The following is a 26,720-nucleotide window of genomic DNA, read 5'->3' as shown; positions in this document are numbered from 1 at the left end:
GCGTACGGGCGAGCGACTGAACTCGCCACATTTGCCTTACCCCTCAATGACCCGAAACGCCACTCACGACCAGCCGACCGAGCCGGTGGTCTGCCGCGAGTCGTCCGCCTGGACACACGTGTCGTCCATCCAGTCACGCGAAACCGCCGCGTCCTCGTCGGCGGCAGGGTGTTCGAAGGCCGAAAAGGACTTGCGTGCGCCGGAGGAGCTGTCACGCTGGACAGAACGCCAGATCGCGTCGAACCACCCGGCCGACCACCCGAGCAAGGATCCCGGCTTTGAACAGCACTCCCGATCTGGGGCCCGTGCCCCAGCGCATCACCGTCGACGCGGAGCAGGTTCGCCGGTTGATCGAGGACCAGTTCCCGGAATGGGCCGGCCTCCCGGTCCGGCCCGTGGCCAAGGGCGGCTGGGACAACTTCACCTTCCGGCTCGGCGACGGGATGGTGGCGCGTCTGCCGAGCGCGGCCGAGTACGCCCTCGCCGTCGACAAGGAACAACACTGGCTGCCGGCGCTCGCCGCGCGACTGCCGCTCCCCATCCCGGTCCCGCTGGCGAAGGGGCGTCCCGGCACGGACTACCCGTTCCCGTGGTCGATCTACCCGTGGATCCAGGGCGAACCCGCGAGCGCGGACCGCATCGCCGACCCGGTCCGCTTCGCCCTCGACCTGGCCGGGTTCTTGGCCGCGTTGCAAAGCGTCGATCCCGTCGACGGTCCCCGGCCGGGTAGGCACAACTGGTTCCGTGGAGCCACCCTGCGCACCTACGACGCGACGGTCCAGCGTGCGCTCACGGCGCTGGACGGTCACATCGACGTCGGCGCCGCCCGTGAGATCTGGAAGACCGCGTTGGACACCCCTTGGGACGGGACGGACCGCTGGTTCCACGGCGACATGGCGCCGGGGAACCTCCTGCTCGACGGCGGGGAGCTGGCGGCCGTCATCGACTTCGGGACCTGCGGCGTCGGCGACCCGTCGTGCGACATGGCCATCGCCTGGACGCTGCTGACCGCCGAAGGCAGGCAGACGTTCCGCGAGAGGCTGTCCGTCGACGAGGAGACCTGGGCACGCGGACGTGGTTGGGCCCTGTGGAAGGCGCTGGTCGCCTGCGCGCAGACCGTGGACCGGTCCGATGAGGAATCCGCGAACGCACGCCGCGTCCTTTACGGAATCTTCTCCGAATACGCGATCAATCGCGGTTGAGGGTACAAATACCGCCTTTCGGCTGTTCGTGTGGAACATGATCGCGGCAGGCGCCATTTCCGAAGTGATTGCCTTACGGTCGCACCGGGGGTCCGCGTATCGCGCAACCGAATCGGGAATGGGGAGTCGTCATGATGGGGAATCGTGTGCCCGCCGGGCGAAGACGGGCGTTGTCGTTGGCGGCGGCGGTGGTCGTGTTCACCGGCTTGATGACGGGGACGGCGCGAGCCACCCCGGTCGGACCGGTGGATCTCGGCACGCTGCCGGGCGACGACGAAAGTACGGTCCTGGCGGTCAACGAGGCCGGGGTGATGGTGGGGCTGTCGCAGGTGGGCTGGAACCCGAGGCGCGACCATCCGGTGCGCTGGGACGCCAACGGCCAGATCATGGCGCTGCCCACGCCGGGCGGCACCGAGGGCCAGGTGCGCGACATCAACAGCAGCGGGGTTTCCGCCGGCTACGTGCTGACCTCGGTCACCGCGGTGCCGACCCGCTGGGACGCCGTGGGTCAGGCGACCCAGCTCCAGCTTCCGGCCGGCTACCACAACGCGCTCTCGTGGGCGATCAGCGACACGAACGTCGTCGTCGGGAGCTGGTCGACACCGGACAACCAGTACCACGGCTTCCGCTGGGACCCGGACGGCACGGTCGCCGATCTGGGCGCGCTTCCGGGCGAGACCTGGAGCATGGCCGAGGACATCTCCGCGGACGGCTCCATCATCACCGGCGGTGGATTCCGCACCGGGGCGAACCAGTCCGCGCGGTGGGTTAACGGCGGGCCGATCACCGAACTGGAGCCGCAGGCCCTGAACAGCGGGGCGCATGTGATCAGCGACAGCGGCGTGATCGCCGGGACCGTGCGTGACACCAGCAGCGGGCCCACCATTCCGGCGAGGTGGGACCAGGCAGGCGTGCGGCATCCGATGGAATGGCCCAGTCCCCACGTGGTCTGGGTCTATCAGATCGGCTCCACCGGTTACGTGGTCGGCTCCGGCTATCTCTATCCGCCGAAGCGGTCTGCCTTGCTCTGGGACCTCGACGGTCACGTCACGGCCCTGCCCGACGACGGCAAGGGCGCCGACGCCGAATCGGTCGACGCGGACGGCACCGTTGCGGGCACCTTCAAGAGCCAGGCGACGATCTGGTTCCGTAACGGGGAACGCAGGCAGCTTGGCACGCTGCCCGGCGGCACCAGCAGCAAGGGTTACCGGATCACCGACAGCGGTCGCGTCGTCGGGACCGCCTACACCGCCGCGGGCAAGAGCCACGCGGTGTACTGGACGCTCGGCTAGCACGGAACAGCGCCGGGGGCAGTGAGCTGAAGGGGACTTTTCCCTCATCGCACGCGCGGAAAGTCCCCTTCACCGCGACACCGAGGTCGGCGTGTGGGCGAGCGAATGAACACGCCACCTTTGCCAGTTCCGTGAAGGCCTCCTTCACTACCTTGAGGGTAGGGAAGGAGGCCTTCACGGACGGTCCATTTCGGACCCCCGCGAGGACCACCGGATCGGGTGATCATCGAAGTGCGCCGGACCCTCGGCCTGTCTTACGTTGGGTGCCCGACGTGAGGGAGACTCGATGACCACGACCGCCGAGGTCGGCCGACCGGACGTCACCCCTCCGGTGCTGAGCCGCAAGCGCCGGAACGCGGTGTTCGGGGCGGTCATGCTCGGGATCCTGCTCGCCGCGCTCGACCAGACGATCGTGGGCACCGCGCTGCCGACGATCGTCGGCGACCTCGGCGGCGCCGGGCATCTGTCGTGGGTGATCACCTCGTACCTGCTCGCCGAGACGATCATGACCGTCGTCGTCGGGAAGCTCGGCGACCTGTTCGGCCGCAAGCTGATGTTCCAGCTGTCGGTGATCGTGTTCACGGTGGGCTCGTTCTTCTGCGGGTTCGCCGACGACATGATCTGGCTCATCGTCGCCCGCGCGGTACAGGGCCTGGGCGCGGGCGGTCTGATGGTCACCGCGACCGCGCTCGTGGCCGACGTCGTGCCCTTGCGCGAGCGGGGCAAGTACCAGGGTGTGCTCGGTTCGGTCTTCGGCGTCGTCACGGTGCTCGGCCCGATGCTGGGCGGGTTGTTCGTGGACCACCTGTCGTGGCGGTGGGCCTTCTACGTCAACGTCCCGATCGCGGTCGTCGTGCTGATCGTGGCGGCGAGCGCGATGCCGAGCGTGAAGGCCGTGGCGAAGCCGGTGATCGACTATCTCGGCATCCTGCTGATCGGGCTGGCCGCGACCGGTCTGACCCTGGTCACCAGCTGGGGAGGCACGCAGTACGCGTGGGATTCGCCGACGATCATCGGGATGGCGATCGGCTCGGTGATCCTGCTGGTGCTGTTCGTCTTCGCGGAGAAGCGGGCGAAGGAACCGACCCTGCCGATGCGGCTGTTCCGGAATCCCGTGTTCGCCGTTTCGGCGATCCTGAGCTTCGTCGTCGGGTTCGCGATGCTCGGTGCGCTGTCGTACCTGCCGACGTATCTGCAATACGTCCACGGCATCTCGGCGACCAGTTCGGGTGTGCGGATGCTGCCGATGGTGATCGCGTTGCTGGTGGCCGGCGTTTTCGCGGGCAACGTTGTCGGAAAGACGGGGCGGTACAAGATCTTCCCGATCGCGGGCGGGGTCGGGCTGACGCTCGGCCTGTACCTGCTCTCGCGCCTGACCCCGACGAGCGGGTTCTGGGAGATGTCCCTCTACTTCGCCGTGCTCGGCCTGGGAATCGGCTTGAGCATGCAGGTCCTGGTCATCGTCGTGCAGAACACCGCCGACTATCGCGATCTGGGCGTGGCGACCTCCGGTGTGACGTTCCTCCGATCCCTGGGTTCTTCTTTCGGAGCGGCCATCTTCGGCACGATCTACGCCAACCAGCTGGCGCCGAACATGGCCGCGGCGGTCGCGGAACACCCACTGCCGCCCGGAATCGACCCCCGGGCCGTGCAGGTCCCGAACGCGCTCCACGCCTTGCCGGATTCGGTGTCGGCTCCCTATGTGCAGGCGTACAGCGATTCCCTGCACACGGTGTTCCTTTACGCCGCACCGGTCGGGCTCGTCGCGCTGGTGCTGGCCTTCTTCCTCAAGGAGGTTCCGCTGCGGGACACTTCGCGAGCGGCCGCGCCGGACCTCGGCGAGGGTTTCGCGATGCCGGAGTCGGGCAACGGAGACCAGGATCTCGAGCGCGCTGTCGGCCGGTTGCTGGCACGCGACGGAAAAGCGGCCTCCGCGGGGATCCTCGCGAAGTCCGGTTGCGAACTCGGTACTGGCGGGCTTTGGTGCCTGGGGCAGGTCCGGCTCCGGGAACGGCGGGACAAACCCACGTCCCTGAAGGTGATCGGCGATCGCTACGGCATCCCGCCCGAGGTGTTCGAAGCCGCCTTCGCACGCCTGGAGTTCACCGGGCACCTGGTCTTCAAGTCCGGGGAGTGGGCCACCACGGAGACAGGGCGAGCCGAACTCGAAAAGCTCATCCGGGCGTGGAAGGACTGGTTGGCCGAACGGCTGCGGGACTGGGGCCTGGAAGGACACGACGAGCTCGACGAGGCGCTCGGCCGGGTCGCGAACCGCATCCTGGACCAGGCCGCCGAGGACCAGCCGAGCGGGAAGCACGCGGCGGTCGTCTAAGCCGGACTTCCGTAGTCCCGCAGGAACAAGGCTTCGGTCAGTGCCATGGCCGAGATCTCTTGAGGGGCCACGCTTTCGTTGGGCGCGTGGATGCGTGCCAGTGGTTCCTCGACGCCGATGAGCAGGATTTCGGCGTCCGGGTACGTCTCGGCGAACACGGTGCAGAGCGGGATCGACCCGCCTTGCCCGAGCCTGCTCATCGGCCGGCCGTACGCGGCCTGCATCGCGTCGGCCATCGCCCGGTAGGCTGGACCGTCGATCGCGGAGCGAAAGGGCCGCCCACACGCTTCGACCTCCGTCGACAGGTGCACACCCCTGGGCGTCACGGCGGTCAGGTGCTCGGTCAGCGCGTTCGCCGCCTCGTCCGGTTCGACGCCGGGCGGGATCCGCAGGTTCAGCCGGGCGCGGGCGTGTGGCGTGATCGCGGCGGCGGAGCCGACGACCGGAGGGCAGTCGATGCCGAGGATCGTCACCGCCGGTCGCGCCCACAGCATGTCCGCGACTCCGGCACCCCCGAGCAGCGGCGCGCCGGGGAAGAGCCCGGCGTCGACGCGGAACTGCGCGTCCGGGTACGGGGCTCCTGGCCAGAGACCGTCGTTGGACAGTCCGCGGACGGCGGTGTTGCCTTCGTCGTCGCGGAGGGTGGCGAGCACGGACACCAGCGCGGCGAGCGCGTCCGGGGCGGGGCCGCCGAACATGCCGGAGTGCAGTTCGGACGGCAAGGCGTCGACGGTGACGATCATGGTGACCATGCCCCGCAGGCTGACCGTGACGGCGGGTTGCCCGACCGCGACGTTCCCGGTGTCGCACACCAGGATCGTGTCGGCCCGCAGGAGATCGGCGTGCTCGGGGACGAAGGCCTCCAGCCCGCCGGTACCTTGCTCCTCGGAGCCCTCGACGACGACCTTGAGGTTGACGGGCAGGTCGTCGCCGAGCGCGCGCAAGGCGGTGAGGTGCATGAGGATGTTGCCCTTGCAGTCGGCGGCACCGCGGCCGTACCAGCGTCCGTCCACTTCGGTCAGCCGGAACGGCGGCGTGTGCCACGCGTCGTCCTTCAGCGGCGGCTGGACGTCGTAGTGCGCGTAGAGCAGCACGGTCGGCGCGTTTTCCTTGCCGCACGGGCGGGAGCCGACGACGGCCTGGCTGCCGTCGGGGGTGTCGGCGAGCCGGGTGTCGGCGAATCCGGCTTCGGTGAAGGCGTCCGCCACCCAGGTGGCGGCACGACGGCACTCGTCGGGCGGGAACTGCCGGGGGTCCGCGACGGACCGGATCGCGACGAGCTCCGCGAGCTCTTCTTGTGCCTGCGGCATCAGTTCGTTCACCCGGTCACGGAGATCCATCTCCCTCATCCTCCTGTCACGTCGCTGAAGCCTTGTTGATTCAGGAAATTCTTGAAGCCCGCGAGTTTTTCGGGGCAGTAGACCTCGACGACGAGCAGCTGCCCGCGGGCCAGAGTGCCTTCCGGGAGTACCGGCCGCGTGCCGGGCCCGCCGCCGGAGATCCCGCCCTCGCTCGTCGCGCGGGCGAACGCCGCGTCCGGGTCGGCGCAGATCGAGCCGCCGTCCGTGCCGAACAGCCGGACGAGCTGCTCCTGAGACGGCGTGCGCGCACCTTCTTGGACGAGCCGGGTGATCAGTATGTTGGCTTTCTCCTCCGCTTCGACGTTCGAACGCGCCGAGCGGAACAGCAGGTATCCGGCTACCAGCAGCACACCCAGCACCAGGCCCACCACGACATACACGGTCTTTCGCTGTTTACGGCTCGATCCTCTGTCCACTATGGTCATGGCGTGCTCGTCTCGGATGGCTCTGGCAGCCGCCACGACGGCTTGCGCAACCGGTAGAACAGGAATGGCACGAGCAGGCCGAGGCCGAGCGCGCCGCCGGCGACGATCCCGAGGTACACCCACGGATTGCCGGAACCGAACTGGGAAGGCGGCACGAACCCCACCAGCAGCGCGGCCAGTGACGCGCAGAACCCGACCCCGCACAGCCCGACCAGCATCGGCGCGCGGTAGCCGCGCGGGTGATCGGGGAACTTGCGCCGCAACCGCGCCGCCGCGACGAACATGAGCAGATACATGATCAGGTACACCTGGGTGGTGATCACCGAGAAGATCCAGTACGCGCTCGAAACGTCCGGGATGAACGCGTAGAGCAGCGCGATGAGCGTCGTGATCCCGCCCTGGACGACGAGGATGTTCTGCTGCACGCCCTGTTTGTTGAGCCGTTGCAGGAAAGGCGGTAGGTAGCCCTCTTGCCGGGAGATCAGCAACAGCCCCTTCGACGGGCCGGCCAGCCAGGTCAGCATCCCGCCGAGCGAGGCCAGGACGAGCATGATGCCGATCAACGGCGTCAGCCACTGGATTCCGAAGTTGGCGAACACCGCGTCGAAGGCCTGCATCACCCCGGCGGTGAGTGACAACTGATCGGCCGGGATGATCCAGCTGATCGCCAGCGCCGGCAGGATGAAGATCAGCAGCACCAGCCCCATCGCCACGAACATCGCGCGCGGGAACTCCTTGCCGGGCTTGCGCAGCGAGGACACGTGGACCGCGTTCATCTCCATGCCCGAATAGGACAGGAAGTTGTTCACGATCAGCACGAGACTGGCCAGCCCTGCCCAAGCGGGGAGCAGGTCGCCCGCCGACATCGGCGCCGCGGACGGGTTTCCCTGCCCGAGGAACACGAGACCGAGGATCACCAGCAGTGCCCCGGGGAGGAGGGTGCCGATCACGAGCCCGCCGCCGGCGAGCCCGGCGACGCCTTTCGTGCCGCGGGAGGAGATCCAGACCCCTGACCAGTACATCACGACGATGACCGCGGCCGTCCACCATCCGCTGTCGGCGAGGCTCGGATCGAACACGTACGCGAGCGTGCTCGCGACGTACCCGAGCAGACTCGGGTAGTAGAAGATCGTCATCGCGAACTGGCACCAGACGGCCAGGAAACCCATCGGCTTGGAGAGCCCCAGCGCCACCCAGTTGTAGACCCCGCCGGACCAACCGGAGGCGAGTTCGGCGGAGACGAGCGAGGTCGGCAGCAGGAACACGATCGCCGGTACGACGTAAAGGAAAACGGCCGCGAGCCCGTACACGGCCATGGTCGGGGACGGGCGCAGGCTCGCGACCGAACTGGTCGTCATGAGCGCGAGCGCGATCCAGGAGATCCACGCGGTGGTCGGCACGGTGCGGGTGCTCACGATGTGCTCCCGCCCGGTCCGGGGAGCGATCTGTTCGCGGTCGTCATGGTCGTCGGCCTCCTCGAGCTCGGCGTGCGCTCGATCGTGGTCCGCGCGGAGGCCGGCCGGGTCACCCGTTGCGGGCGAGACCGGCACGGGACGGCTCGACGGTGATGACGTGCCCGGCCGCCGTGCTCACCCGGATCGGGGGAGTACGGCGGCGATCCGCTGTGTTTCGGTGGCGGCAAGGCGTTCCGGGCACAGGGAGATCGCGGAGGGGACCATGACGGAAGACGTGCGGCACCGTTTCGTGGTGGGCAGGCTCTGGGCGGGCGGTGGAGCGACGGCACTGGTCGCGGCCTTGGCGGCGATCGTGGTCGTCCTCGTCGCGAGTGGACTGTTCGGAGTGCCCGTGCTGGTCCCGACCGGGGAAGGCGCGTGGGGCGCCATCGGCGTCGTGGTCTACGCGATGAGCGCCGCGGTCGCCGCGCTGGCCGCGACCGGGTTGCTGTATCTCCTCTTGCTCGGGACACCGCGCGCCAGGTCGTTCTTCGTGTCGATCATGGTGCTTCTGACGGCGATCACCGTGATCATCCCGCTGAGCATCGACGCCGGCCTGCCCGCCCGGATCGCGACGGCCGCCGGGAATCTCTTCCTGGGCCTGCTGATCACCGGCACGTTGTCCGGCGTCCTCCATTCCGCGATCCGGGCGGGCAGGCTGGTTCGCTGACCCGGCTTCCCGTTACGTCGCGCTGGTGGTGACGGTGACCGCCACGACGGCGGTGGACACCGCGATCGCCGCTGCCGTGCGGACCACGGCGGCGTTGACGGCCTCGGCGCCCCAGTTGCCGTTCTCGATTTCCTTCGCGCGCTTGTAGACCTTCGCCGACCACGCGAGGGTCGGCCGGAGCGCGGGCAGCGCACCGCTCGCGGACAGCAGGGCGGTCACCGCGGCGGTGCGCGGGTCGGGAGTCTTGCCGTCCACCAGCACGGCGCGGATCTCGTCCCGGAGCGCCGCTTCGTGCCGCGTGTCGGCCGCGGGCAGGCGGGTCACGGGGAACAGGCCGAGCACCCGCTTCTTTTCGCGCCGGATGAGGCCGCGTTCGATCAGCCTGTCGGTCAGCGTCTTCCAGAGGTCGCCGCCGATCGCGAGCAGCAGCGGCTGAACGCGCTGGTCCTTCTCGGCGATCTGGTCGTAGGCGGCCTGAAGCACCGGGTCGGGCAGCGGTCCGTCGCCCACCGCGATGATCCGGGGACCGTTCAACGCTGAGGATTCTCCTGTCTCGACCCTGCCGAGCAGGGCGAGTTCGGCGAGTACGGCGCCGCCGAGGGTGTACGGCAGCGTGCCCGCCGCCGCGGGGGTCCCGGTCTCGTCGTCGAGCAGCAACAAGAGCAGGTCCTCGACGATCAGCAGGTCGTTCTGCACTGTTCTCCCCGTTCTCGACATCGCCCGCAGGGAAGCGGGCGCCCTTCGATGTTCTTACGGGAGTGGCGGCGGGACCAGTGACACAGCGTCATACGTCGCCGATTCGCTCGAATGGCTGGTCTTCGAAGAAGGTGCCGGGCCGGTCCTGGCGCGGACCTGCCCGGCACCGGAGGAGGTCAGGCCGGTTCCGCCACGCAGGCGCGATCGTCCTGGGGACGCTCGCCCGTGGTCAGGAACGCGGTGACCGTGTCGTTGGCGCACTTGTTCGCGCCGATCAGGTAGACGCCGTGGCCGCCCTGGTCGGCGGTGACCATCCGGGCCCGGTCACCGAGGGCGCGCCGCATCTGCTCGGCACCGGACAGCGGCGTCGCCGGGTCGCGGGTGTTCTGTGCCAGCAGCACGTCCGACGGGCCTCGGTCACCGACCCGCACGGGCGGTTCGGCGGGCTCGGACCGCCAGAAGGCGCAGGGGCGGATGTTCGCCCCGGACGCGCCGAACATCGGGTAGCGCTTCCGGTCGACGGAGACGTCGTGCAGGTAGCTGCCCACCGACTTCGGCCAGCGGGAGTCGTTGCAGATCACGTAAAGGTGGCTGGCCACGGCGTTTTCCACATTCGGCTGGGCCTCCGCCGCGACCATCCGCGGTGGCGGCTGGTTCGTGTCGAGCGCCTTCCAGATCTCGGCCAGCTGGGGCATCCGGCTGTCGCGGTACAGGGATGCGAAGGTCGCCAGCCGGAACAGAGCGCCGTCATAGCCCTGCACCGGTGCCTTGTCCAGACGGGCGGCGAGGTCGAAGTACTTCGCGGTCACCGCTTCCGGGGTGGTGCCCAGGTCGTACTCGGGCTTCGCGGCCGCGAACTTGGCGAAGTCCGGGAATCGCTTCTCCATGCCTGGACCGAACAGCCGGCTCCCCGCCCGGTCCAGACCACCCGGGACCAGGTTGCTGTCGAGCACGATCCGGTCGCCGCGGTTGGGGAACAGCGTGGCGTAGACCGCGCCGAGGTGGGTGCCGTAGGAGTAGCCGAGGAAGGAGATCTTGTCCTCGTGCAGCGCCTCGCGGATCCGGTCCATGTCGCGTGCGGTGGCCGCGGTCGACACGTAGGGCAGCAGGTTCGCCGTCTTCGACTTGGCGCACTGGTCGGCGACGATCTTCGAGTTCCGGGCGTGCGTCAGCACGTCGGCCGCGTCACGCGCGTACGGCGGGATGTTGCCCCTGTTCTGCTGCTCCGTCGTCAGATCGCAGGTGACCGGGGTGCTGCGGCCCACCCCGCGCGGGTCGAAGCCGATGATGTCGTAGCTGTCCAGGACGCTTTGCGGCATCTTGAGGTCGACGAGCGCACCCGGGAAGTCGAGGCCGCTGCCGCCCGGTCCGCCGGGGTTGGTCAGCAGCACACCCCGGCGCTTGTCAGGGTTCTTGCTCGCGAGGCGGGAGAGCGAGAGCTGGATCTGCGGGCCGTCCGGGTTCCGGTGGTCGAGCGGGACGTCGATGGTGGTGCACTGCAGGCCGTGTTTGGCGACGTCGGCGGGGCAATCACCCCACTTCAGCGGCTGGGCGGACTTGCCGGGTTCAGCGAGTCCCGGTGGTGCGAACATCACTGCGGCCGTGGCCGCGGCGACGACGATGGTCAAGGCTCTCCGCATGGCTTCCCCTCGGGTGGCACGTCGGGTGTCTGTCCGTTTTGAGTAGAGACCGTGCCCTCGGGGCATGGTCAAGAAGACGTCCGCCGCGGGTGCCATCCGGTGATCTTCCTTGACTGTGCCCCAGGGGCATGGTGTCCACTTCGGGGGATGGCTTGGAGCACACGTGAGCTGGCGGAGCTGGCAGGCACGACCCTGAAGACCGTCCGCTACTACCACCGGATCGGTCTGCTCGACGAGCCGGAACGAGGAGCGAACGGGTACAAGCGGTACCGCCTCTCGCATCTGATCCGGCTGCTGCGGATCCGGCGGCTCGTCGATCTGGGGGTGCCGCTGTCCGACATCGAGGCGATGGACGAGTCGGACGGGAACGCGGAGCGGACGTTGCGCGCGCTGGACGCCGAACTGAAGGTGAGCATCGAACGGCAGGAGCGGATGCGGAAGGAACTGGCGTTGATCCTGGAGCGCCGCAGTCTCGTCGACCTGCCGCCGGGCTTCGACGGGGACGTCGCCGATCTGTCCGAAGTGGAGCGTTCGATGCTGATGGTCTTCTCGCGGGTGCTGGACGCGGAGACGATGGACGCGGTGCGCGAGTTGCACGCGGCACCCCGTCATCCGGCGCAAGCGGAGCTCGACAAGCTACCGGCCGACGCCGACGAAGCCACGAGACAGCGGGTGGCCGAGGCACTCGCGCCTGTCGCGCGCGACCAGATCGAGGCACAGCCGTCCTTGACGGACGCGAGGACGAGGGTGGCGCTGTCCGAACCGACGGTCCTCAGTGGACTGGTCGAGCTGTACAACCCGGCGCAGCTGGACGTCCTGCGGCGGCTGAACACCCTGATCGAGAAGAAAGAGAAAGGACCATGAAGAACCTCAAACGACGGTGGCAGCTCGGCAAAGTCAGGCCCGGTGACGGGAGCGCGCTCCCGGACTACCGGCTCTGGCAGCTGTTCTCCCGTTCAGTGCTCTTCCTCGATCTCGTGACGCCGTCCGGGGAAACCCATGTGTACGCGGTCGATGTCCGGCACATGGTCGACGCGAAAACCCGGAAGCAGCACGAAGACGCGGTCGGGAAGAGCCCCGCCGCGCTGTACCGGGACGGTGTCCAGATCCATCGGTCCAATCTGCCGACGTCGTTTCCGGTGCCCGGCGGTGTCATCGAGGTCGCCACCAGCGCGTTCGGGCTGAAACGCATCCATTTCGTCGCTGAAGACGGCACCGAACGCGCGCTACGCCCGCACGACCGTTCGCAGGAAGGACTGCGGGCACGATTCGACCGGCGTTTCCCGCGTACGAGTGCGGTCGTCGGTGCGGTGACTCTCCTCATCCTCCTGGCGGCGCTCGTCGTCAACGTCATGAACGGGATCGAGGCCCTCACGCGCGCCCCGGCCATCGCCGAGTACGTCGGCAGGTTCGTCTCGCCGGTCGACCTGCCCACGTGGGGGACCGTCGCCGGGGTGCTTTCCGCCGTCGAACGGGCCACGAGACTCCGGTTCAACCGGCTGATCGACACCGTCTCTTCCTGACCGAAAGCGGCCTGCTTGATGTCCCCAATGCCACATTGGAGACACTCAGCGTCTCCAATGTGGCATTGGGGACATCAGCCGCTCAAGAACCCGAATCGTCACTCACGACCACCCGCGTCACGGGTAGTAGCGCGTCACCGATTCCGCGGCACAGGCCGGTTTACCCGACCCTTCAAGCTCGAAGGTGAAGGCACGCACCATCTGCACGCCGTCCCTCGGCACGGGTGTCACCTCCAGCACGGACGCGTGCAGCCGCACCCGGCTTCCGACCGGGACCGGCGCGGGGAACCGGACCTTGTTCAGCCCGTAGTTCAACGCCATGCCGACGCCGGTGACGTGCAGCAGTTCGGCGAGCATCGGGATGCCCCAGCTCAGTGTCATGTAGCCGTGGGCGATCGTCCTGCCGAACGGCCCCGCCGCGGCGCGCACCGGGTCGGTGTGGATCCACTGGTGGTCGCCGGAAACCTCGGCGAAGGTGTCGATGAGGTCCTGCGTCACCGTTCGCCAGTCCGAAGTGCCGAGGTCGCGTCCTGCCAGTGCTTCGATCTCTTCGAAGCCGTTCGCGGTGATCATCGGGTCACCGCCGCGGCGGCGGGCGCCGGCGCTTCGGCGCGCTCGTCGTAGTTGGGCCGCTTCAGCAGCGCCAGCATGCAGCCCATCGTCAGCAGGACCTGGAACACCGCGAACACGATCACGGCGGTGATCGAGCCGGTGAGGTTGAGCAGGAACTGGCCCACGATCGGTGTCGTACCGCCGAGCAGCGTGCCGCACAGCTGGTAGCACAGCGAGATCCCGGTGTAGCGCACGTGCGCGGGGAACCGGCTGGCGAGCATTCCCGCGAGCGCGGCGTAGTAGAGGCAGTGCGGGATGGTCGCGATCACGACGCCGACCATCGCGGAGGTGTAGTCGCCGGTGCTGATCAGCAGGAACATCAGCGGCATCAGCACCAGTTCGGGCAGCAGCATCACCGTCACCGCGCGGCGCCAGCTGGTCATCTTCGTGACGATCACCGCGCCCCACGGCTGCACCAGGATCTGCGTGATGTTGGCGACCAGGATGATCGTGAGGAAGGAGCTGCGGCTGAAGCCGATGTCCGACGTCGCCCACGAAAGCGCGAAGGTGGACTTGAAGTAGGTGGCGGACAGGCCGATGGTGCAGGCGCCGATGCCGAGCACGATCAGCATCGGGTGGTTGCGGAGCACCTCGGTCAGCGGCAGCTTGGCGACCTTCTTGGCCTCGATCAGCCCCGCCATCGCCGGGGATTCGGTGACCTTCAGGCGGATGAACAGCCCGACCACGACCAGCAGCGCCGAGGCGAGGAACGGGACCCGCCAGCCCCAGCTGACGAACGCCGCGTCCGGCAGCTGGCTGATCGCGAGGAAGCTGACCGTGCTGAGCGTGTTGCCCACCGGCGAACCCTGTTGCGCGAAAGCGCCGTAGAGGATCGATTTCCCCTTGGGCGCGTGTTCGGAGGCGATGAGCACGGAACCGCCCCATTCACCGCCGAGCCCGATGCCCTGGATCATCCGGATCACCACGAGCAGGATCGGCGCGGCGATCCCGATGGTCGCGTAGCCGGGCAGCACACCGATCAGGGTGGTCGAGATGCCCATCAGCAGCAGCGTGATGACGAGCGTCTTCTTGCGGCCGAGGCGGTCACCGATGTGGCCGAAGATGATGCCGCCGAGCGGCCGGGCCAGGAATCCGACCCAGAAGGTCGCGAACGCGACCAGGGTGCCGATGGCTCCGTCGAGTTCGGGGAAGAAGACCTTGTCGAACACCAGCGCGGAAGCGGTGCCGTAGATGTAGAAATCGAACCACTCGATGGTCGAGCCGATGAACGCCCCGATTCCCGCGCGTTTCGCGGTCGCATTCGCCGCACCCATGCCGTCTCCTTGGATCGCCGTTGTTCCCGGGCACGGCGACCCCCGGCGCCAACGTCCCTGTTCTGGCCGGAACCATGCCAGCCGTCACCGAGACACGTCCAATACTGAATAGACCACTCAGTAAGTGCTTCCGCGTATCAATCGTCGACGGGTACGGGCGTGGGCAGCGCCGTCTGGGCGACGGCGAGAACCGTCCGCAGCGCGGCGGACGGGTTGTCGGCACGCCAGGCCAGTGCCGCGTGCAGCCGCATCGCCTTCCCGGCGAGACGCCGGTAGACCAGGCCGGTCTGCTGGATGTGCTGGCAGGACGTCAAGGTCAGCGTCACGCCGACGCCTGCCGCGACGAGCGCCAGGATCGTGTACGAGTCGGGCGCCTCCTGGACCACTTTCGGGGTGAACCCGCCTTCGGCGCAGGCTTTGACGGTGGCCTCGCGGACCGTGGAGCCCGCGTTCGCGGGGAAGCTGACGAACACCTCGGAGGCCAGCTCCTCGATGGGGATGCGCTCGTGCCCGGCGAGGCGGTGATCCGACGGCAGTGCGCAGATCAGCTCCTCCTCGTCGATCACCCTGGCCCGCACGCCGGGCTGGGTGACCGGCAGGCGGACGAAGCCGAGGTCCAGCGAGCCGTCCGCGACGCGGTCGAGCGCCACGTTGGCGTAGGTCTGCCCGCGCATCACCAGTTCGAGCCCGGGGTGCGCGGCCCGGACCGCCCTGGTCAGCAGCGGCAGAGACTCGTGACTCGACGCCCCGGCGAAACCGACGGTCACCCGGCCGAACTCGCCGCGGCCCGCCGCCTTCGCGGCACGGGTGGCGAGGTCGAGGTCGTCGAGGACGGTGCGGGCCGGAGCTAGGAAGGACTCACCCGCGCTGGTGAGGCGCACCGACCGGGTGTTGCGTTCGAACAGGGCGACACCGAGTTCGCGTTCGAGCTGGCGGATCTGCTGGCTCAGCGGCGGCTGTGCCATTTGCAGGCGCTTCGCGGCGCGGCCGAAGTGCAGCTCCTCGGCCACCGCCAGGAAGGCGTTCAGATGACGGAACTCCACGTCGCACCTCGATTATTCTCAGCTCAGTATCAATCTGACCTTAATTCGGTATTGGACTCTGCACAATGCCGCCTGGCACGGTGAACCCGTGACCGACAAGACCACCACGATGGCCGAGGCCATCGCCGCCTTCGTCCACGACGGCGACACCGTCGCGCTCGAAGGGTTCACGCATCTGATCCCGACCGCCGCCGGGCACGAGATCATCCGGCAGGGCCGCCGCGATCTCACCGTGGTCCGGATGACCGCGGACATCGTCGTGGACCAGATGCTCGCGGGCGGCTGCGTGCGCAAACTGGTGTCCTCGTTCGTCGGCAACTCCTCCGCGGGCTCGCTCGGGGAACTGCGGCGGCGGATCGAGCGCGCCGACCCCGAACCGCTGGAGTTCGAGGAGTACAGCCACTACGGCATGATCGGCCGCTACCTGGCCGGCGCGCAGCGGCTGCCGTTCTACCCGGTGCGCTCGTACGCGGGCAGCGATCTGGTGTCGGTCAATCCCGGCCTCCGCAAGGTGCGCTCGCCCTACGACGACGGCGAGCAGGTCTACGTGGTGCCGCCGGTCAACCCGGACGTGACGATCGTCCACGCCCAGCGGGCGGACCGTTCGGGCAACACCCAGGTCTGGGGCCTGACCGGGATCCAGGCCGAAGCCGTGTACGCGGCGAAGAAGGCCGTGGTGGTGGTCGAGGAGATCGTCGACGACGACGTCATCCGCCGTGATCCCAACCGCACGCTCATTCCCTCGCACGCTGTCGACGCCGTGGTCGCCTGCCCGCGTGGCACGCATCCGTCGTTCGCGCAGGGCTATTACGACCGCGACAACGCGTTCTACCGCGGCTGGTCGGCGATCAGCGCGGACCCCGGGCGCCTGCGAGCATGGCTGTCGGAGTGGGTGTTCGGTACCCGGGATCACCCGGAGTATGTGGCGAAACTGGGGGAGCGGTACTGGGCGGGCCTCGCCGTCGACGACGCGCTGAGCCTGCCGGTGAACTACGGGAAGCGACGGGAGCACGCCCGATGACGTCCACAAAGGACACCACTTCGTCCGAGCTGCTGTCGGTGGTCGCTTCTCGCGAGCTGGCCGGGAAACGCACCGTGTTCGCCGGGATCGGCCTGCCGACGCTGGCCGCGTCGCTGGCCCACCTCACGGTCGCGCCGGACCTGGAGATCGTCTACGAGTCCGGGGTCTGCGGCGCGCATCCTTCGCAGCTGCCGGAGACCATCGCCGACGCTGTGCTGATCACCGGTGCCGAGGCGGTGCTGTCGATGCCCGCGCTCTTCGGGAACGTGTTGCAGGGCGGGCACATCGACGTCGGTTTCCTCGGCGCCGCGCAGATCGACCGGTGGGGGAACCTGAACTCGTCGGTGATCGGCGACTGGGCCGACCCCTCGGTGCGGCTCCCGGGCCCTGGCGGCGCGATGGAGGTGATGGCGAACTCCGGCGAGGTGTTCGTCGTGATGCGCCGCCACGATCCCCGGTCCTTTGTGGACAAGCTGGACTTCTGTACCTCGCCGGGCCCGGATCGTGCGCTGGCGGACGGAATCCGGCCGCTGGGAGCGGGTGTCACCAGGGTGATCACCGAACTCGGTATCCTCGCGCGGCAGGGGGTGGGCGAAGCGCTGCGGCTGGTCGCCGTCCATCCCGGCGTGACGGCCGACCAGGTGCGCGCGGCCACCGGCTGGCCGCTGGAGGTCGCCGAGGACCTGGCCACCATCGAACCGCCCGCGGCCGCCGAACTCCGGCGGCTGCGCGAAGAAGTCGACCCCGGTCGCGTCTACTTGCGCTGAAGGAGCGAACATGCGGATCAGGGTCATCGGAACCGGTGTGATGGGCCGGGGTATCGCGCAGTGGGCGGCGACCGCCGGGCACACCGTCGAGCTCGCCGACGCCAGGCGCGAGGCGGTCGGCGAGGCGATCGACTTCATCGGGCAGCTGCTCGACCGCGCCGTGGTCAAAGGGCGCATGACGGAACCGGAAGCGGGCGAGGTCCGCGCCAGGCTCGTGCCGCTGGACGCGGTCGCGGCGCCGGGTGACGACGTCGACCTGGTGATCGAGGCGGTCCGCGAGGATCTGGACACCAAGGCGGAGTTGTTCACCGGTCTGGAAGCGGTGCTGCCGTCCTCGACGATTTTCGCGACGAACACGTCTTCACTGCCGGTCACCCGGATCGCCGCGACACTGGCCGATCCGTCGCGGCTGGCCGGGTTGCACTTCTTCAACCCGGTGCCGTTGATGAAGATCGTCGAGGTCGTCCCGGGAGCGGCCACCCGTCCCGACATCCCCGGCACGCTGGCCGAGCTGGTGCGCACGTCCGGCCACCGCGCGGTGACGGTCGCCGACACCCCCGGTTTCCTGATCAACCACGCCGGGCGCGGGCTGGTCACCGAGGCGTTCGCGCTGCTGGAGGACTCGGTCGCCGAACCGGTGGTGATCGACCGGATCGCCCGCGACGTGCTCGGACTGCGGATGGGCCCGTTCGAGCTGATGGACCTGACCGGACTCGACGTGACGGCCGCCGTCATCGACTCGATCTGGACGGGGTTCCGGCATTCCGACCGGCTGCGGCCGTCGTTCCTCACCCCGAACCGGGTGGCGGCAGGGCTGTTCGGCCGCAAGAGCGGACGCGGGTTCTACGACCACCGGCCCGGCGCCGAGGACACCCCGGAAGCAGCCGTCGTCGCCGCCGAGTGTCCTTTGTGGATCGCAGGATCCGGGCCGGACGCCGACGCCCTGCGCGCGGCACTGCCGACGGCGTTGGAGGAGCCGGTCTCTGAGGCTGTCGTGCTGGTACCGACCTGGGGCACCACGGTTGCGGCGGAGATCACCGCGCACGGGCTGCCCGCGTCCCGCACCTTCGGCGTGGATCCGCTGTCACTGACCACCCGTCGTCGTGTGCTGGCGGTGACCCCGGCGTCGGACCCGGACGCGGTCCGCGCGGCCGTCGGTGCCTTGGGTGCCGAGCTGGTCTCGGTGGTGCGGGACACCGCCGGTTCGGTCGCCCAGCGCCTGCTCGCGTCGATCGTCTCGGTCGCCGCGTCGATCGCGGAACGTGCGCTGGCCGCACCGGAGGACATCGACCTGGCCGTCACGGCCGCGCTCGGCTACCCGTTCGGACCGCTCGCCTGGGGTGATCGCGTCGGAGCCGTTCGGCTGCTCGAACTCCAGAACCGGTTGCACGACAGTACCGGCGACCCGCGCTACCGGCCGACGCGCTGGCTTCGGGAACGCGCCGAGCTCGGCCTGCCCCTGACCGCACCCGCCTACCCGCTGGAGAAGGAAACACCGTGATTTCACCGGATTTCGGCCTGACCGAGACACAGCGCGACATCCGCGCCATGGCCGCGCGGTTCGTCGACGAGGAGATCGTCCCGCACGCGGCGGAGTGGGACCGAGCCGAACAGGTCGATCGTGGCATTGTGAAACGCCTGGGAGAACTGGGTTTCCTCGGCCTGATGGTCCCCGAGGCCTACGGCGGCGTGGACGCGGACATGCTGTCCTACGTCCTGGTCACCGAAGAATTGGGGCGCGGTGACTCCGCGGTGCGCGGGATCGTCTCGGTGTCGCTCGGCCTGGTCACCAAGACCATCGTGACGCACGGGACGGACGAGCAGCGAGCGGAGTGGCTGCCCCGCCTCGTCAGCGGCGACGCCCTCGGCTGCTTCGCCCTCACCGAACCGGGCACCGGCTCCGACGCGGCGTCGGTCAGCACCCGCGCCACCCGCGACGGCGGTGACTGGATCCTCGACGGCGGGAAGATGTTCATCACCAACGGAACCTGGGCGCAGGTGGCGTTGACCTTCGCCCGCACCAGCGAGCGCGGCCTCACCGCCTTCCTGGTGCCGACCGACTCGGCGGGCCTGACCGCGCGGGAGATCCACGGCAAGCTCGGCCTGCGCGGCCAGGCGACCGCGGAGCTGACCTTCGACGGCGTGCGCGTGCCCGACTCGGCACGGCTGGGCGAGGTGGACCGCGGTCTGGGCATCGCGCTGGGTGCGTTGTCCCGGGGGCGTGTGTCGGTCGCGGCAGGTGCCGTCGGGCTGGGACAGGCCGCCGTGGACGCGGCCGTGCGGTACTCCACCGAACGCACCCAGTTCGGCCGCCCGATCGCGTCGTTCCAGCTGGTCCAGGAGCTGCTCGCCGAGTCCGCGGTGGACGTCCGGGCCGCCCGGCTGCTCACCCATCACGTCGCGCGGATCGCCGATTCCGGTGTCTCGCCGAAGGATTACGCGACCGACGCGTCCATCGCGAAGTACCACGCGAGCGAGGCCGCGGTGCGGGTCAGCAACAACTGCCTCCAGGTCTTCGGCGGCTACGGGTTCATCGACGAGTTCCCGGTCGGCAAGTACCTGCGCGACGCCCGCGTGCTGACCCTGTACGAAGGCACCAGCCAGGTGCAGAAGCTGCTGATCGGCCGCGATCTGACCGGTGTGAACGCGATGCTGTGAGCGCGGGTGGGTCGTGAGTGGCGATTCCGGGTTGTTGACGGGTGTCATGCTCGCTCGTCGGCGTGTCGGCTTCGGACGTTGCGAACGTGGCTTTCGGGGCGTTGGACGACCAGAAACCCACACAGTCCCGAGTGACCGGTCCGGTCGCGAAAGGGTGTGTGGGAATAGAGACGTCCAAGGTCCCTATTTCCACACAGCCCTCACCCTGAGTAACGCTCGTGCCCTCGTCGGCCACCTCAATCGGACAAGCTTGCCGGTGTGTCGGCTTCGGACGTTGCGAAAGCCACTTTCACAACCTTGAACGTTGCGAAAGTGGCTTTCGCAACACCGCCGGCCCACCAGGCCGCCTCGGTCCCGGCGCCCTCAACCGCGACCCCTCGTCCTTCCGGCTAGTCCTTTTGGCCGACCAAAGGCGATGACGGAACCATTCGCGCGCTCGATGTGCGTTCACCGTCCGGTGAACAGGATGGAGATTCGCCAACAGATCGGAAGAGGGGTCTCGGATGAGGAAGACGTGGTCCATCGCACTCGCGATCGCCATCCTGGCGGCGGCCGCCGCGGCGGCGGTACCGGCGGGGGCTTCACCAGGGGCGCAAGCCAAGCCGGAGCCGGTGAAGTGGGGTCCGTGTCCGGAGGACGCCGCGGCACCCGGCCTGGAATGTTCGACGATCAAGGTCCCGCTCGACTACGACGACCCGGGTGGCAAGCGGATCGACATCGCGATCTCCCGGCTGGTGAGCAAGAACCCGGGACAGCGTCGCGGCGTGCTGCTCACCAATCCGGGTGGTCCGTCGGCCGGGCTGAAGTTCCCTGCCGACCTGAGGACGGCGAAGATGCCGCAGGCCGTTCTCGACAGCTACGACCTGATCGGGTTCGACCCACGCGGGATGGGGCACAGCACCTCGGTGACCTGTGACCTGACGCCGGAGCAGAGCGCGGTGGGCAACGTCCCGCCGTACGCGCGCGACGCCGCCGACGTGGCGAAGCGGGCCGAGCAGTCGAAGGCCATCGCCCGCCAGTGCGCCACTTCGAAGACGGCGTGGATGTTGCCGCACGTCAGCACGGCGAACACCGCGCGGGACATGGACAGTATCCGGGCCGCGCTGGGGGAGAAGAAGATCTCCTTCGCGGGCTACTCGTGGGGCACCCACCTCGGCGCCGTGTACACCACGCTGTACCCGCAGCGCAGCGACCGGATCATGCTCGACAGCAACGTGGGCCCGGACGGCTGGGACTACGCGAACGACCGGATGTACGCCCAGGGCTTCGACGACCGGTTCCCGGACTTCGCCAAGTTCGCGGCCGCGAAGCCCGAATACGGTCTGGGCAGCACGCCCGAGCAGGTCACCGCGAAGTACTTCGACCTCGCCGCGCGGCTGGACAAAGCCCCGGTCCGCGACATCGACGGCCCGACGTTCCGGATGCTCACCTACGGCTTCCTCTTCAGCGACGCGGGAATGCCGCTCGTGGGCAAGATCTGGCAGGCGCTCGACAAGGACCAGCCGCTCCCGCCGATGGGGCCCGGCGAAGTGCCCGGCGTGGAGAACCTGGTCTCCGGCCGCTACTACATGATCTGCAACGACTCCCGCTGGCCCGGATCGGTGGGCACCTACCAGCGCACCGTCGCGATCGACCGGCTCCGTCATCCGATGTTCGGCGCCGCCGGGGCCAACGTCCAGCCCTGCGCGTTCTGGTCCGCGCCCGCCGACCCGCCGGTGCGCGTCGGTGACCGGGGGCCGTCCAACGTGCTCATGCTGCAGAACCAGCGTGACCCGGCGACACCGCTGAAGGGTGCCGAGAAGCTGCGGCGCGCGCTCGGCGACCGGGCCCGCATGGTCACCGTCGACGCGGGCGGGCACGGGGTCTATCCCTACGTCGGCAACAAGTGCGCCGACACGGCGGCGACCACCTTCCTGCTGACGGGCCAGCGCCCGAAGCACGACCTGGCGTGCGCGGCCGAACCACGATGAAACACCGGGCCGCTGGGTGCGCCGGGCCATCCGGCGCATCCGGCGTCCCGGTCGCCACTGAGGCATGATGATCACCGGACCAGCGAACCGGGAGGGACGGCCGCGTGCTTCCGACCGCCACAGCACCGCCCGTTCGCGGCCTGGTGATCGCCGAGGTGGTGGTGCTGGGCGGGCTGAACATCGAACAGCTGGTACGGCGCCTGATCCTGGACGGTCCGGCCCCGGCCGGCGAGATCCTCTACTTCGCGGTCGGTCTTGTGCTGGGTGCGTTCGCGTTGCTGCGGCGCCGTTTCCCGGCGCGGACGGCGGCGCTGACCGCGTCGGGGATCGCGCTCTCACTGGCTTGCAGCGCGGTCGGTTTCTTGACCGAACCGGCCGCGGCGCCGAGCGGCGACGCCGAGGCGCTGGCGACGGCGATCCTGATCGGGGCGGCGTGCCACCGGCTGCCGCGTGGTCACGCCGCCGTGCTCGCGGTACTCGGTGGTCTGACCATGGCCGCGGCGCCGGTCCTGCGCTTCGGCGAAGGGGCCACGACGCTGTCCATCGCAGTGGTGTGGGCTCTGCTGTGGGGATGCAGCGTCATCGTCGGACTGATGCTCCGCGACGGTGAGGCCCGTCGTGAAGCGGCACTGGCCGCGGCCCGTGACCGGGAGCGGCTCGCGCTGGCCCGGGAACTGCACGATCTGGTGGCGCACCACATCACCGGGGTCGTGGTCCGCACGCAAGCCGCCGGCGTCATCCTGGCGGACGGGCCGGAACAGGAGCTGATCAAGGAGATCGAGCACGCCGGCGCGGAAGCCCTCGGCGCGGTGCGGAGGCTGGTCATGATGCTGCGCAGTCCCGAACCCGGGTCGCAGGTCACCGCCGGCGGATTGGTGGAGACCATCGAAGCGGCGATCGGCGACGACGAGGGCGTCACGGTGCGGCTGGCGGAAGGGCTGGAAGACCTCGTGATCGCGCCGGAAACGGTGTCCACCGTCCATCGCGTCGTCCTCGAATCGCTGAACAACGTACGCAGGCACGCGCCCGACGCCCGCCGGGTCACCGTGCTGGTCGAGCCGGTCGACGGCCGCCGGTACCTCCGGGTCGAGGTCGGCAACGACGGGCTCCGGCCCGGCCGGGTGCGCCGGTCGCCGGGCGGTTACGGCCTGATCGGGATGGCCGAGCGGATCTCGGCGCTGGACGGCAAGCTGACCGCCGGGGCGCATGGCGAGCGCGGTTGGCGGGTACTCGCCGAACTGCCTTTGCCGGGCGGCGTTTCGGCAGCCGCAGCCGAAGGAGGATCGACGCGGTGACACTGCGAGTCCTGCTGGCCGACGACCAGGCCTTGGTGCGCACGGGTTTCCGGTTGATCCTGGAACGGGTTCCCGGACTGGAAGTGGTCGGCGAGGCGGAGAACGGCGAGCAAGCGGTCCGGCTCGCCCAGCGGCTGCGCCCGGACGTCACGCTGATGGACATCCGCATGCCACTGGTCGACGGGCTCGCCGCCACGCGGCGGCTGGCGGGGCCAGACGTCGAAGACCCGTTGCGTGTCCTGGTCGTCACCACCTTCGACCTCGACGAGCTGGTGCACGAGGCCTTGTGCGCCGGCGCCTGCGGTTTCCTGCTGAAGGACGCCGGTCCCGGGCTGCTGGTGGAGGCGGTGCACGCGGCCGCGAACGGTGAAGCGCTGGTCTCGCCGTCGATCACCACCCGGCTGCTGGCCCATTTCACCGCCACCTCGGCCCGGCGCCGCGCCCGCCGTGCGGATCCCGCGCTGACCCAGCGCGAACTCGACGTCGCCAAGGCCATCGCGCGCGGCCGGACGAACGCCGAGATCACCGACGAGCTGACGATCTCCCTGTCGACGGTGAAGACCCACCTCGCCTCGATCCAGCGCAAGATCGCGGCCCGCAATCGCACCGAAATCGCCGTGTGGGCCTGGGAATCCGGCCTCGTGCGCTGAGCCGGGCCCGGTCGTGTGGTCCGAACGAGCCCTGACGAAGCCGACCGGGCCGGAATAGCCTTTTTTGTCATGGAACCTGAATTGCAGGTTAATCATCGACAGATGAGGTGAAGCCCGATGACCGAACCGAAATCGAGCCAGTCCCGGACCTCGTCGAGGCTTCGGCGAGGCGCTGTCGTAATGGCCGTCGCCGCGGGTGCCCTCCCGTTCTTGGCGGGTACCGCGCAGGCCGCCGCTTTCGTGCCCATTCCTTCGAACTACGTTTACGATCCGAGCCGCGGCGCCTGGCACGATTACTGCACCTTGTCGCCGGACAAGCCCGTCGTCCCGCCGTGGGGTCAGGTGGACTTCCGCGGGCCGTGCGCGAACCACGACATGTGCGAGGAAGCGGGCGGAAAGAACACGCTGCGCTGCGACGATCTCTTCTTCCGGCTCATGCACCGGCAATGCGATCACACTTTCGGCACCGGCCCGGCCCGTGGCCCGTGCGATTTCATCGCCGACACCTATTACAACGCCGTCCGCTCGACGGGCTGAAAACCGCTACGGTCGCCGCATGAGCGAAAACGCGAAGAGCGACCCGGCCAGGATCGGGAACGTGCTGCACCCGGTGGCGGACGTCGACGCCGCCGTGCGGTTCTACTCCGCCGCTCTCGGTCTGGAGACGAAATTCGTGGACGGAGACCGCTACGCCGCTCTCGACGCGGGCGGCACCACGCTTGCTCTCGCCGGTCCCGCCGAGGACGTCACCGGCGGCGTTCCCGCGGCGTCGTTCAAGGTGCCCGACGTGGGCGCGGCGGTGGCCGCGATCGTGGAGCGCGGTGGATCCGTGGTCCGGCAGCCGGAGCGCGGCCCGCACGAGGTCCGGGCCGTGGCACGCGATCCCTGGGGCAACACCGTCGTGCTCTACGGACCGCGCTGACCGCTGAGTCCGGTCCAGCCGTGATCGGACGGACGACACGTGTGATCGGATGGACGACACGCGTGATCAGGCGGACGACACGTGTGATCGGCCGCTGATGGGCAGTCGCAACCGCAGGCGGAAGCCTCCGTCGGGGAGGGTGTCGGTGACCACGGTGCCGCCCAGCAACGCCGCGCGTTCCTGAAGACCGAGCAGCCCGTGCCGGGCGCTGGGCAACGTCAGAGTCGGGCGGGTCGCGGGCGTATTGCCGACGGTCACCGTGAGATCGGTGCCGTCGTGCGCGATGTCCACGGTCGCCGTGCCGCCCGGCGCGTGTTTGCGCACGTTGGTCAGTGCTTCCTGGATGGTCCGGTAGATCGTGCGCTGGACGGCCGTGTCGATGCCGTCCGGCGCCGTCCCGGTCCGCCGGGTTTCGATACCGCTCCCGGCGATCAGTCGGTCGAGGTCGGACAGTGTCGGCTGCGGCATCAGCTCGGTCGTGGAACTGCCGGAGGCGCGCAGCAGGTTCACCATGTGGCGCAGCTCGTCGAGGGTGCCGACCGAAAGCTTCCGGACGTTCTCGGCGGCGGTTTTCGCGTTCGGGTCGGTGGTCGAAACGCTGAGCGCGCCCGCCTGGACGGCGATCAGGCTGACCTGGTGCGACACGACGTCGTGCATTTCGCGGGCCAGCTGGGTGCGTTCCTTGGCGAGGACCGCCTGGGCGTCCAGGATTCGTTCGTGTTCGCGGGCCTGCCGGATGTCGTCCAGCCGCAGGGTGAGTTCGCGCTGCGTGTGCACCAGTCTGCCGAGGAAGATCGGCGCGGCCGGGGTGATGACCGCGTAGATGACGGTGAGCACGTCGGTCTCCTCGAACCGCAGATCGAGGCCGGGGAACACGTAACCGGCGGTGGCCAGCACGCCGCATCCGACGAGCAGGTACCGGTTGGAACGCAGTAATGCCACGGAATAGAGGGCGATCAGCGTCGCGATGACCGAACCCGAGATCGCGAGCGCGGGCAGGGTGACGGCGAAGACGAAGACCGGCCACCGGCGGCGGAGCGGCAGGATGGCCAGGGCCACCAGCGCGGCGCCGAGCGCCAGCGGTTCGGCCCGGCCCAGGTTCGCGTCGATCGCGGCGACGGCGATGAGGCACGCGTCGACGAGCAGCAGGCGCACCACCCGGTTCACGAGCGGCCTTCGCCGTTGCTCAGCAACCCCGCCTGCTGGGCCAGCAAAGCGGCCTGGACGCGGGTCGTCACCTGGAGTTTCGTGAGGATGGCGGACACGTGGTCCTTGACCGTGCCGACACCCAGGTGGATCCGCGCGGCGATGTCCGCGTTGGACAGCCCGTCCGTGATGAGCACGAGCACCGCGCGTTCGCGCTCCGACAGCCGCCCGACCTGCGTGGCCGCGGCGGATCCCGCCCCCGATTCGAGATAGCCGTCGACGACGGTGCGCGTGACCTTGGGGGAGAGCACCACCCCGCCGGCGGCCAGCGTCCGCACGAAATGCGCGAGCAGGTCGGGGGCGGTGTCCTTGAGCAGGAACCCGGCCGCGCCCGAACGCAGCGCGGTCGCGATGTACTCGTCGGAGTCGAAGGTCGTCAGCATCGCCACGGCCGGTGTCTTCCGCAGGCCACGCAGCTGCCGCAGGATGGTGAGCCCGTCGACGTCGGGCATCCGGATGTCGAGCAGCACGACGTCGGGGCCGTGCAGGCCGATCTCCTTGACCGCCTCGGCACCGGTCACCGTCGCCACGACCTCGATGTCGCCCGCGGCCTCCAGGATGAGGCGGAATCCCGAGCGCACCAGCTCCTCGTCGTCGACGACGACCACCCGAATCATGCGCCCAGTCTCGTCGCATCCGGGGGACGGGCACCACCCGAGGCGGGGAAGCCCGTACCCGCCGACCGGATGGACGACGGCAGCCGGTCG

At 69.1% G+C, this 26,720-nt stretch carries 27 protein-coding genes; 16 read left to right on the top strand and 11 right to left on the bottom strand.

The genetic code is table 11. The features are described 5' to 3' along the window. Positions 1-63 precede the first annotated feature (63 nt). Positions 64-267 (bottom strand): hypothetical protein, encoded by a 204-nt coding sequence (locus B0293_RS39680; RefSeq protein WP_005163068.1) that lies wholly within the window; start codon positions 265-267, stop codon positions 64-66. A gap of 11 nt (positions 268-278) precedes the next feature. Between B0293_RS39680 and B0293_RS39675 the strand changes: the two genes are divergently transcribed. From B0293_RS39675 to B0293_RS39665, 3 genes are all read left to right on the top strand, one after another. Continuing rightward, positions 279-1,202: an aminoglycoside phosphotransferase family protein gene (locus B0293_RS39675; RefSeq protein WP_005163070.1), complete on the top strand. Its 924-nt coding sequence runs from the start codon at positions 279-281 to the stop codon at positions 1,200-1,202. 131 nt (positions 1,203-1,333) lie between these two features. Further along, positions 1,334-2,494 carry an HAF repeat-containing protein gene (locus B0293_RS39670; RefSeq protein WP_322789255.1) on the top strand — a complete coding sequence of 387 codons (1,161 nt, stop codon included), beginning with the start codon at positions 1,334-1,336 and terminating at the stop codon, positions 2,492-2,494. 286 nt (positions 2,495-2,780) lie between these two features. Beyond that, positions 2,781-4,826 (top strand): MDR family MFS transporter, encoded by a 2,046-nt coding sequence (locus B0293_RS39665; protein ID WP_005163075.1) that lies wholly within the window; start codon positions 2,781-2,783, stop codon positions 4,824-4,826. Here B0293_RS39665 and B0293_RS39660 read toward each other — a convergent pair. Genes B0293_RS39660 through B0293_RS39650 form a run of 3 tightly spaced genes read right to left on the bottom strand, consistent with a single transcriptional unit; the run spans position 4,823 to position 8,027 of the window. After that, positions 4,823-6,175, bottom strand: a complete 1,353-nt coding sequence (locus tag B0293_RS39660) for a dipeptidase (protein WP_052014534.1) — start codon at positions 6,173-6,175, stop codon at positions 4,823-4,825. The genes B0293_RS39665 and B0293_RS39660 overlap by 4 nt on opposite strands. Beyond that, complete coding sequence (locus B0293_RS39655) at positions 6,172-6,612, bottom strand: hypothetical protein (RefSeq protein ID WP_039919130.1); 441 nt, start codon at positions 6,610-6,612, stop codon at positions 6,172-6,174. Before B0293_RS39655 ends, B0293_RS39660 begins: the two co-directional genes overlap by 4 nt. Further along, positions 6,609-8,027 carry an APC family permease gene (locus tag B0293_RS39650; protein ID WP_039919139.1) on the bottom strand — a complete coding sequence of 473 codons (1,419 nt, stop codon included), beginning with the start codon at positions 8,025-8,027 and terminating at the stop codon, positions 6,609-6,611. The genes B0293_RS39655 and B0293_RS39650 overlap by 4 nt, the downstream gene beginning before the upstream one ends. Positions 8,028-8,030: 3 nt before the next feature. On the opposite strand from B0293_RS39650, the gene B0293_RS43615 reads away from it, so the two are divergent. Both B0293_RS43615 and B0293_RS39645 read left to right on the top strand, forming a co-directional pair. Continuing rightward, positions 8,031-8,180, top strand: coding sequence for a hypothetical protein (locus tag B0293_RS43615; RefSeq protein ID WP_157376432.1), 150 nt, complete (start codon positions 8,031-8,033; stop codon positions 8,178-8,180). A gap of 109 nt (positions 8,181-8,289) precedes the next feature. After that, on the top strand, positions 8,290-8,736 hold the full coding sequence (locus B0293_RS39645) for a DUF6069 family protein (protein ID WP_005163086.1): 447 nt from the start codon (positions 8,290-8,292) through the stop codon (positions 8,734-8,736). Positions 8,737-8,748: 12 nt separating this feature from the next. Here the strand turns inward: B0293_RS39645 and B0293_RS39640 are convergent, their stop codons facing one another. Both B0293_RS39640 and B0293_RS39635 read right to left on the bottom strand, forming a co-directional pair. Beyond that, complete coding sequence (locus B0293_RS39640) at positions 8,749-9,453, bottom strand: GOLPH3/VPS74 family protein (protein WP_052014535.1); 705 nt, start codon at positions 9,451-9,453, stop codon at positions 8,749-8,751. A gap of 155 nt (positions 9,454-9,608) precedes the next feature. Beyond that, positions 9,609-11,072 (bottom strand): alpha/beta hydrolase, encoded by a 1,464-nt coding sequence (locus B0293_RS39635; protein WP_039919131.1) that lies wholly within the window; start codon positions 11,070-11,072, stop codon positions 9,609-9,611. 147 nt (positions 11,073-11,219) lie between these two features. Here B0293_RS39635 and B0293_RS39630 point away from each other — a divergent pair, with 147 nt between their 5' ends. After that, the gene (locus B0293_RS39630) at positions 11,220-11,936 is read left to right on the top strand and encodes a helix-turn-helix domain-containing protein (protein ID WP_005163094.1); all 717 of its coding nucleotides are present in this window, start codon (positions 11,220-11,222) and stop codon (positions 11,934-11,936) included. Continuing rightward, entirely contained in the window at positions 11,933-12,595 is a 663-nt protein-coding gene (locus tag B0293_RS39625) for a hypothetical protein (protein ID WP_005163097.1), read from the top strand. Before B0293_RS39630 ends, B0293_RS39625 begins: the two co-directional genes overlap by 4 nt. Before the next feature lie 117 nt (positions 12,596-12,712). On the opposite strand, the gene B0293_RS39620 is transcribed toward B0293_RS39625, so the two are convergent. The 3 genes from B0293_RS39620 to B0293_RS39610 all read right to left on the bottom strand — a co-directional run bounded on the left by B0293_RS39620 (position 12,713) and on the right by B0293_RS39610 (position 15,524). Then, positions 12,713-13,168: a MaoC family dehydratase gene (locus B0293_RS39620; protein WP_005163100.1), complete on the bottom strand. Its 456-nt coding sequence runs from the start codon at positions 13,166-13,168 to the stop codon at positions 12,713-12,715. After that, positions 13,165-14,481, bottom strand: coding sequence for an MFS transporter (locus B0293_RS39615; protein ID WP_005163102.1), 1,317 nt, complete (start codon positions 14,479-14,481; stop codon positions 13,165-13,167). Before B0293_RS39615 ends, B0293_RS39620 begins: the two co-directional genes overlap by 4 nt. Before the next feature lie 137 nt (positions 14,482-14,618). Continuing rightward, the gene (locus B0293_RS39610) at positions 14,619-15,524 is read right to left on the bottom strand and encodes a LysR family transcriptional regulator (protein WP_005163105.1); all 906 of its coding nucleotides are present in this window, start codon (positions 15,522-15,524) and stop codon (positions 14,619-14,621) included. Between the two features lie 109 nt (positions 15,525-15,633). Between B0293_RS39610 and B0293_RS39605 the strand changes: the two genes are divergently transcribed. From B0293_RS39605 to B0293_RS39565, 9 genes are all read left to right on the top strand, one after another. Next, positions 15,634-16,545 (top strand): CoA transferase subunit A, encoded by a 912-nt coding sequence (locus B0293_RS39605; protein ID WP_039919140.1) that lies wholly within the window; start codon positions 15,634-15,636, stop codon positions 16,543-16,545. Further along, entirely contained in the window at positions 16,542-17,312 is a 771-nt protein-coding gene (locus B0293_RS39600) for a CoA-transferase subunit beta (RefSeq protein WP_005163109.1), read from the top strand. The genes B0293_RS39605 and B0293_RS39600 overlap by 4 nt, the downstream gene beginning before the upstream one ends. Positions 17,313-17,322: 10 nt before the next feature. Next, positions 17,323-18,813, top strand: a complete 1,491-nt coding sequence (locus B0293_RS39595) for a 3-hydroxyacyl-CoA dehydrogenase (RefSeq protein ID WP_005163111.1) — start codon at positions 17,323-17,325, stop codon at positions 18,811-18,813. After that, entirely contained in the window at positions 18,810-19,970 is a 1,161-nt protein-coding gene (locus B0293_RS39590; RefSeq protein WP_005163114.1) for an acyl-CoA dehydrogenase family protein, read from the top strand. The genes B0293_RS39595 and B0293_RS39590 overlap by 4 nt, the downstream gene beginning before the upstream one ends. Before the next feature lie 503 nt (positions 19,971-20,473). Next, positions 20,474-21,940: an alpha/beta hydrolase gene (locus B0293_RS39585; protein ID WP_005163118.1), complete on the top strand. Its 1,467-nt coding sequence runs from the start codon at positions 20,474-20,476 to the stop codon at positions 21,938-21,940. Between the two features lie 104 nt (positions 21,941-22,044). Then, positions 22,045-23,235, top strand: a complete 1,191-nt coding sequence (locus B0293_RS39580; protein ID WP_005163121.1) for a sensor histidine kinase — start codon at positions 22,045-22,047, stop codon at positions 23,233-23,235. Beyond that, the gene (locus B0293_RS39575) at positions 23,232-23,885 is read left to right on the top strand and encodes a response regulator (RefSeq protein ID WP_005163124.1); all 654 of its coding nucleotides are present in this window, start codon (positions 23,232-23,234) and stop codon (positions 23,883-23,885) included. Before B0293_RS39580 ends, B0293_RS39575 begins: the two co-directional genes overlap by 4 nt. 117 nt (positions 23,886-24,002) lie before the next feature. Then, entirely contained in the window at positions 24,003-24,422 is a 420-nt protein-coding gene (locus tag B0293_RS39570; protein ID WP_143254749.1) for a hypothetical protein, read from the top strand. Between the two features lie 19 nt (positions 24,423-24,441). Next, on the top strand, positions 24,442-24,807 hold the full coding sequence (locus tag B0293_RS39565; protein WP_005163128.1) for a VOC family protein: 366 nt from the start codon (positions 24,442-24,444) through the stop codon (positions 24,805-24,807). Between the two features lie 66 nt (positions 24,808-24,873). Here the strand turns inward: B0293_RS39565 and B0293_RS39560 are convergent, their stop codons facing one another. Then, on the bottom strand, positions 24,874-25,974 hold the full coding sequence (locus B0293_RS39560; protein ID WP_005163131.1) for a sensor histidine kinase: 1,101 nt from the start codon (positions 25,972-25,974) through the stop codon (positions 24,874-24,876). Beyond that, a complete protein-coding gene (locus B0293_RS39555) occupies positions 25,971-26,630 on the bottom strand; it encodes a response regulator (protein WP_039919133.1) in 660 nt (219 codons plus the stop codon). The genes B0293_RS39560 and B0293_RS39555 overlap by 4 nt, the downstream gene beginning before the upstream one ends. Positions 26,631-26,720 lie beyond the last annotated feature (90 nt).

This window comes from Amycolatopsis azurea DSM 43854 (assembly GCF_001995215.1).
Lineage (GTDB): Bacteria > Actinomycetota > Actinomycetes > Mycobacteriales > Pseudonocardiaceae > Amycolatopsis > Amycolatopsis azurea.
This window is presented reverse-complemented; position numbering and strand designations above follow the sequence as displayed.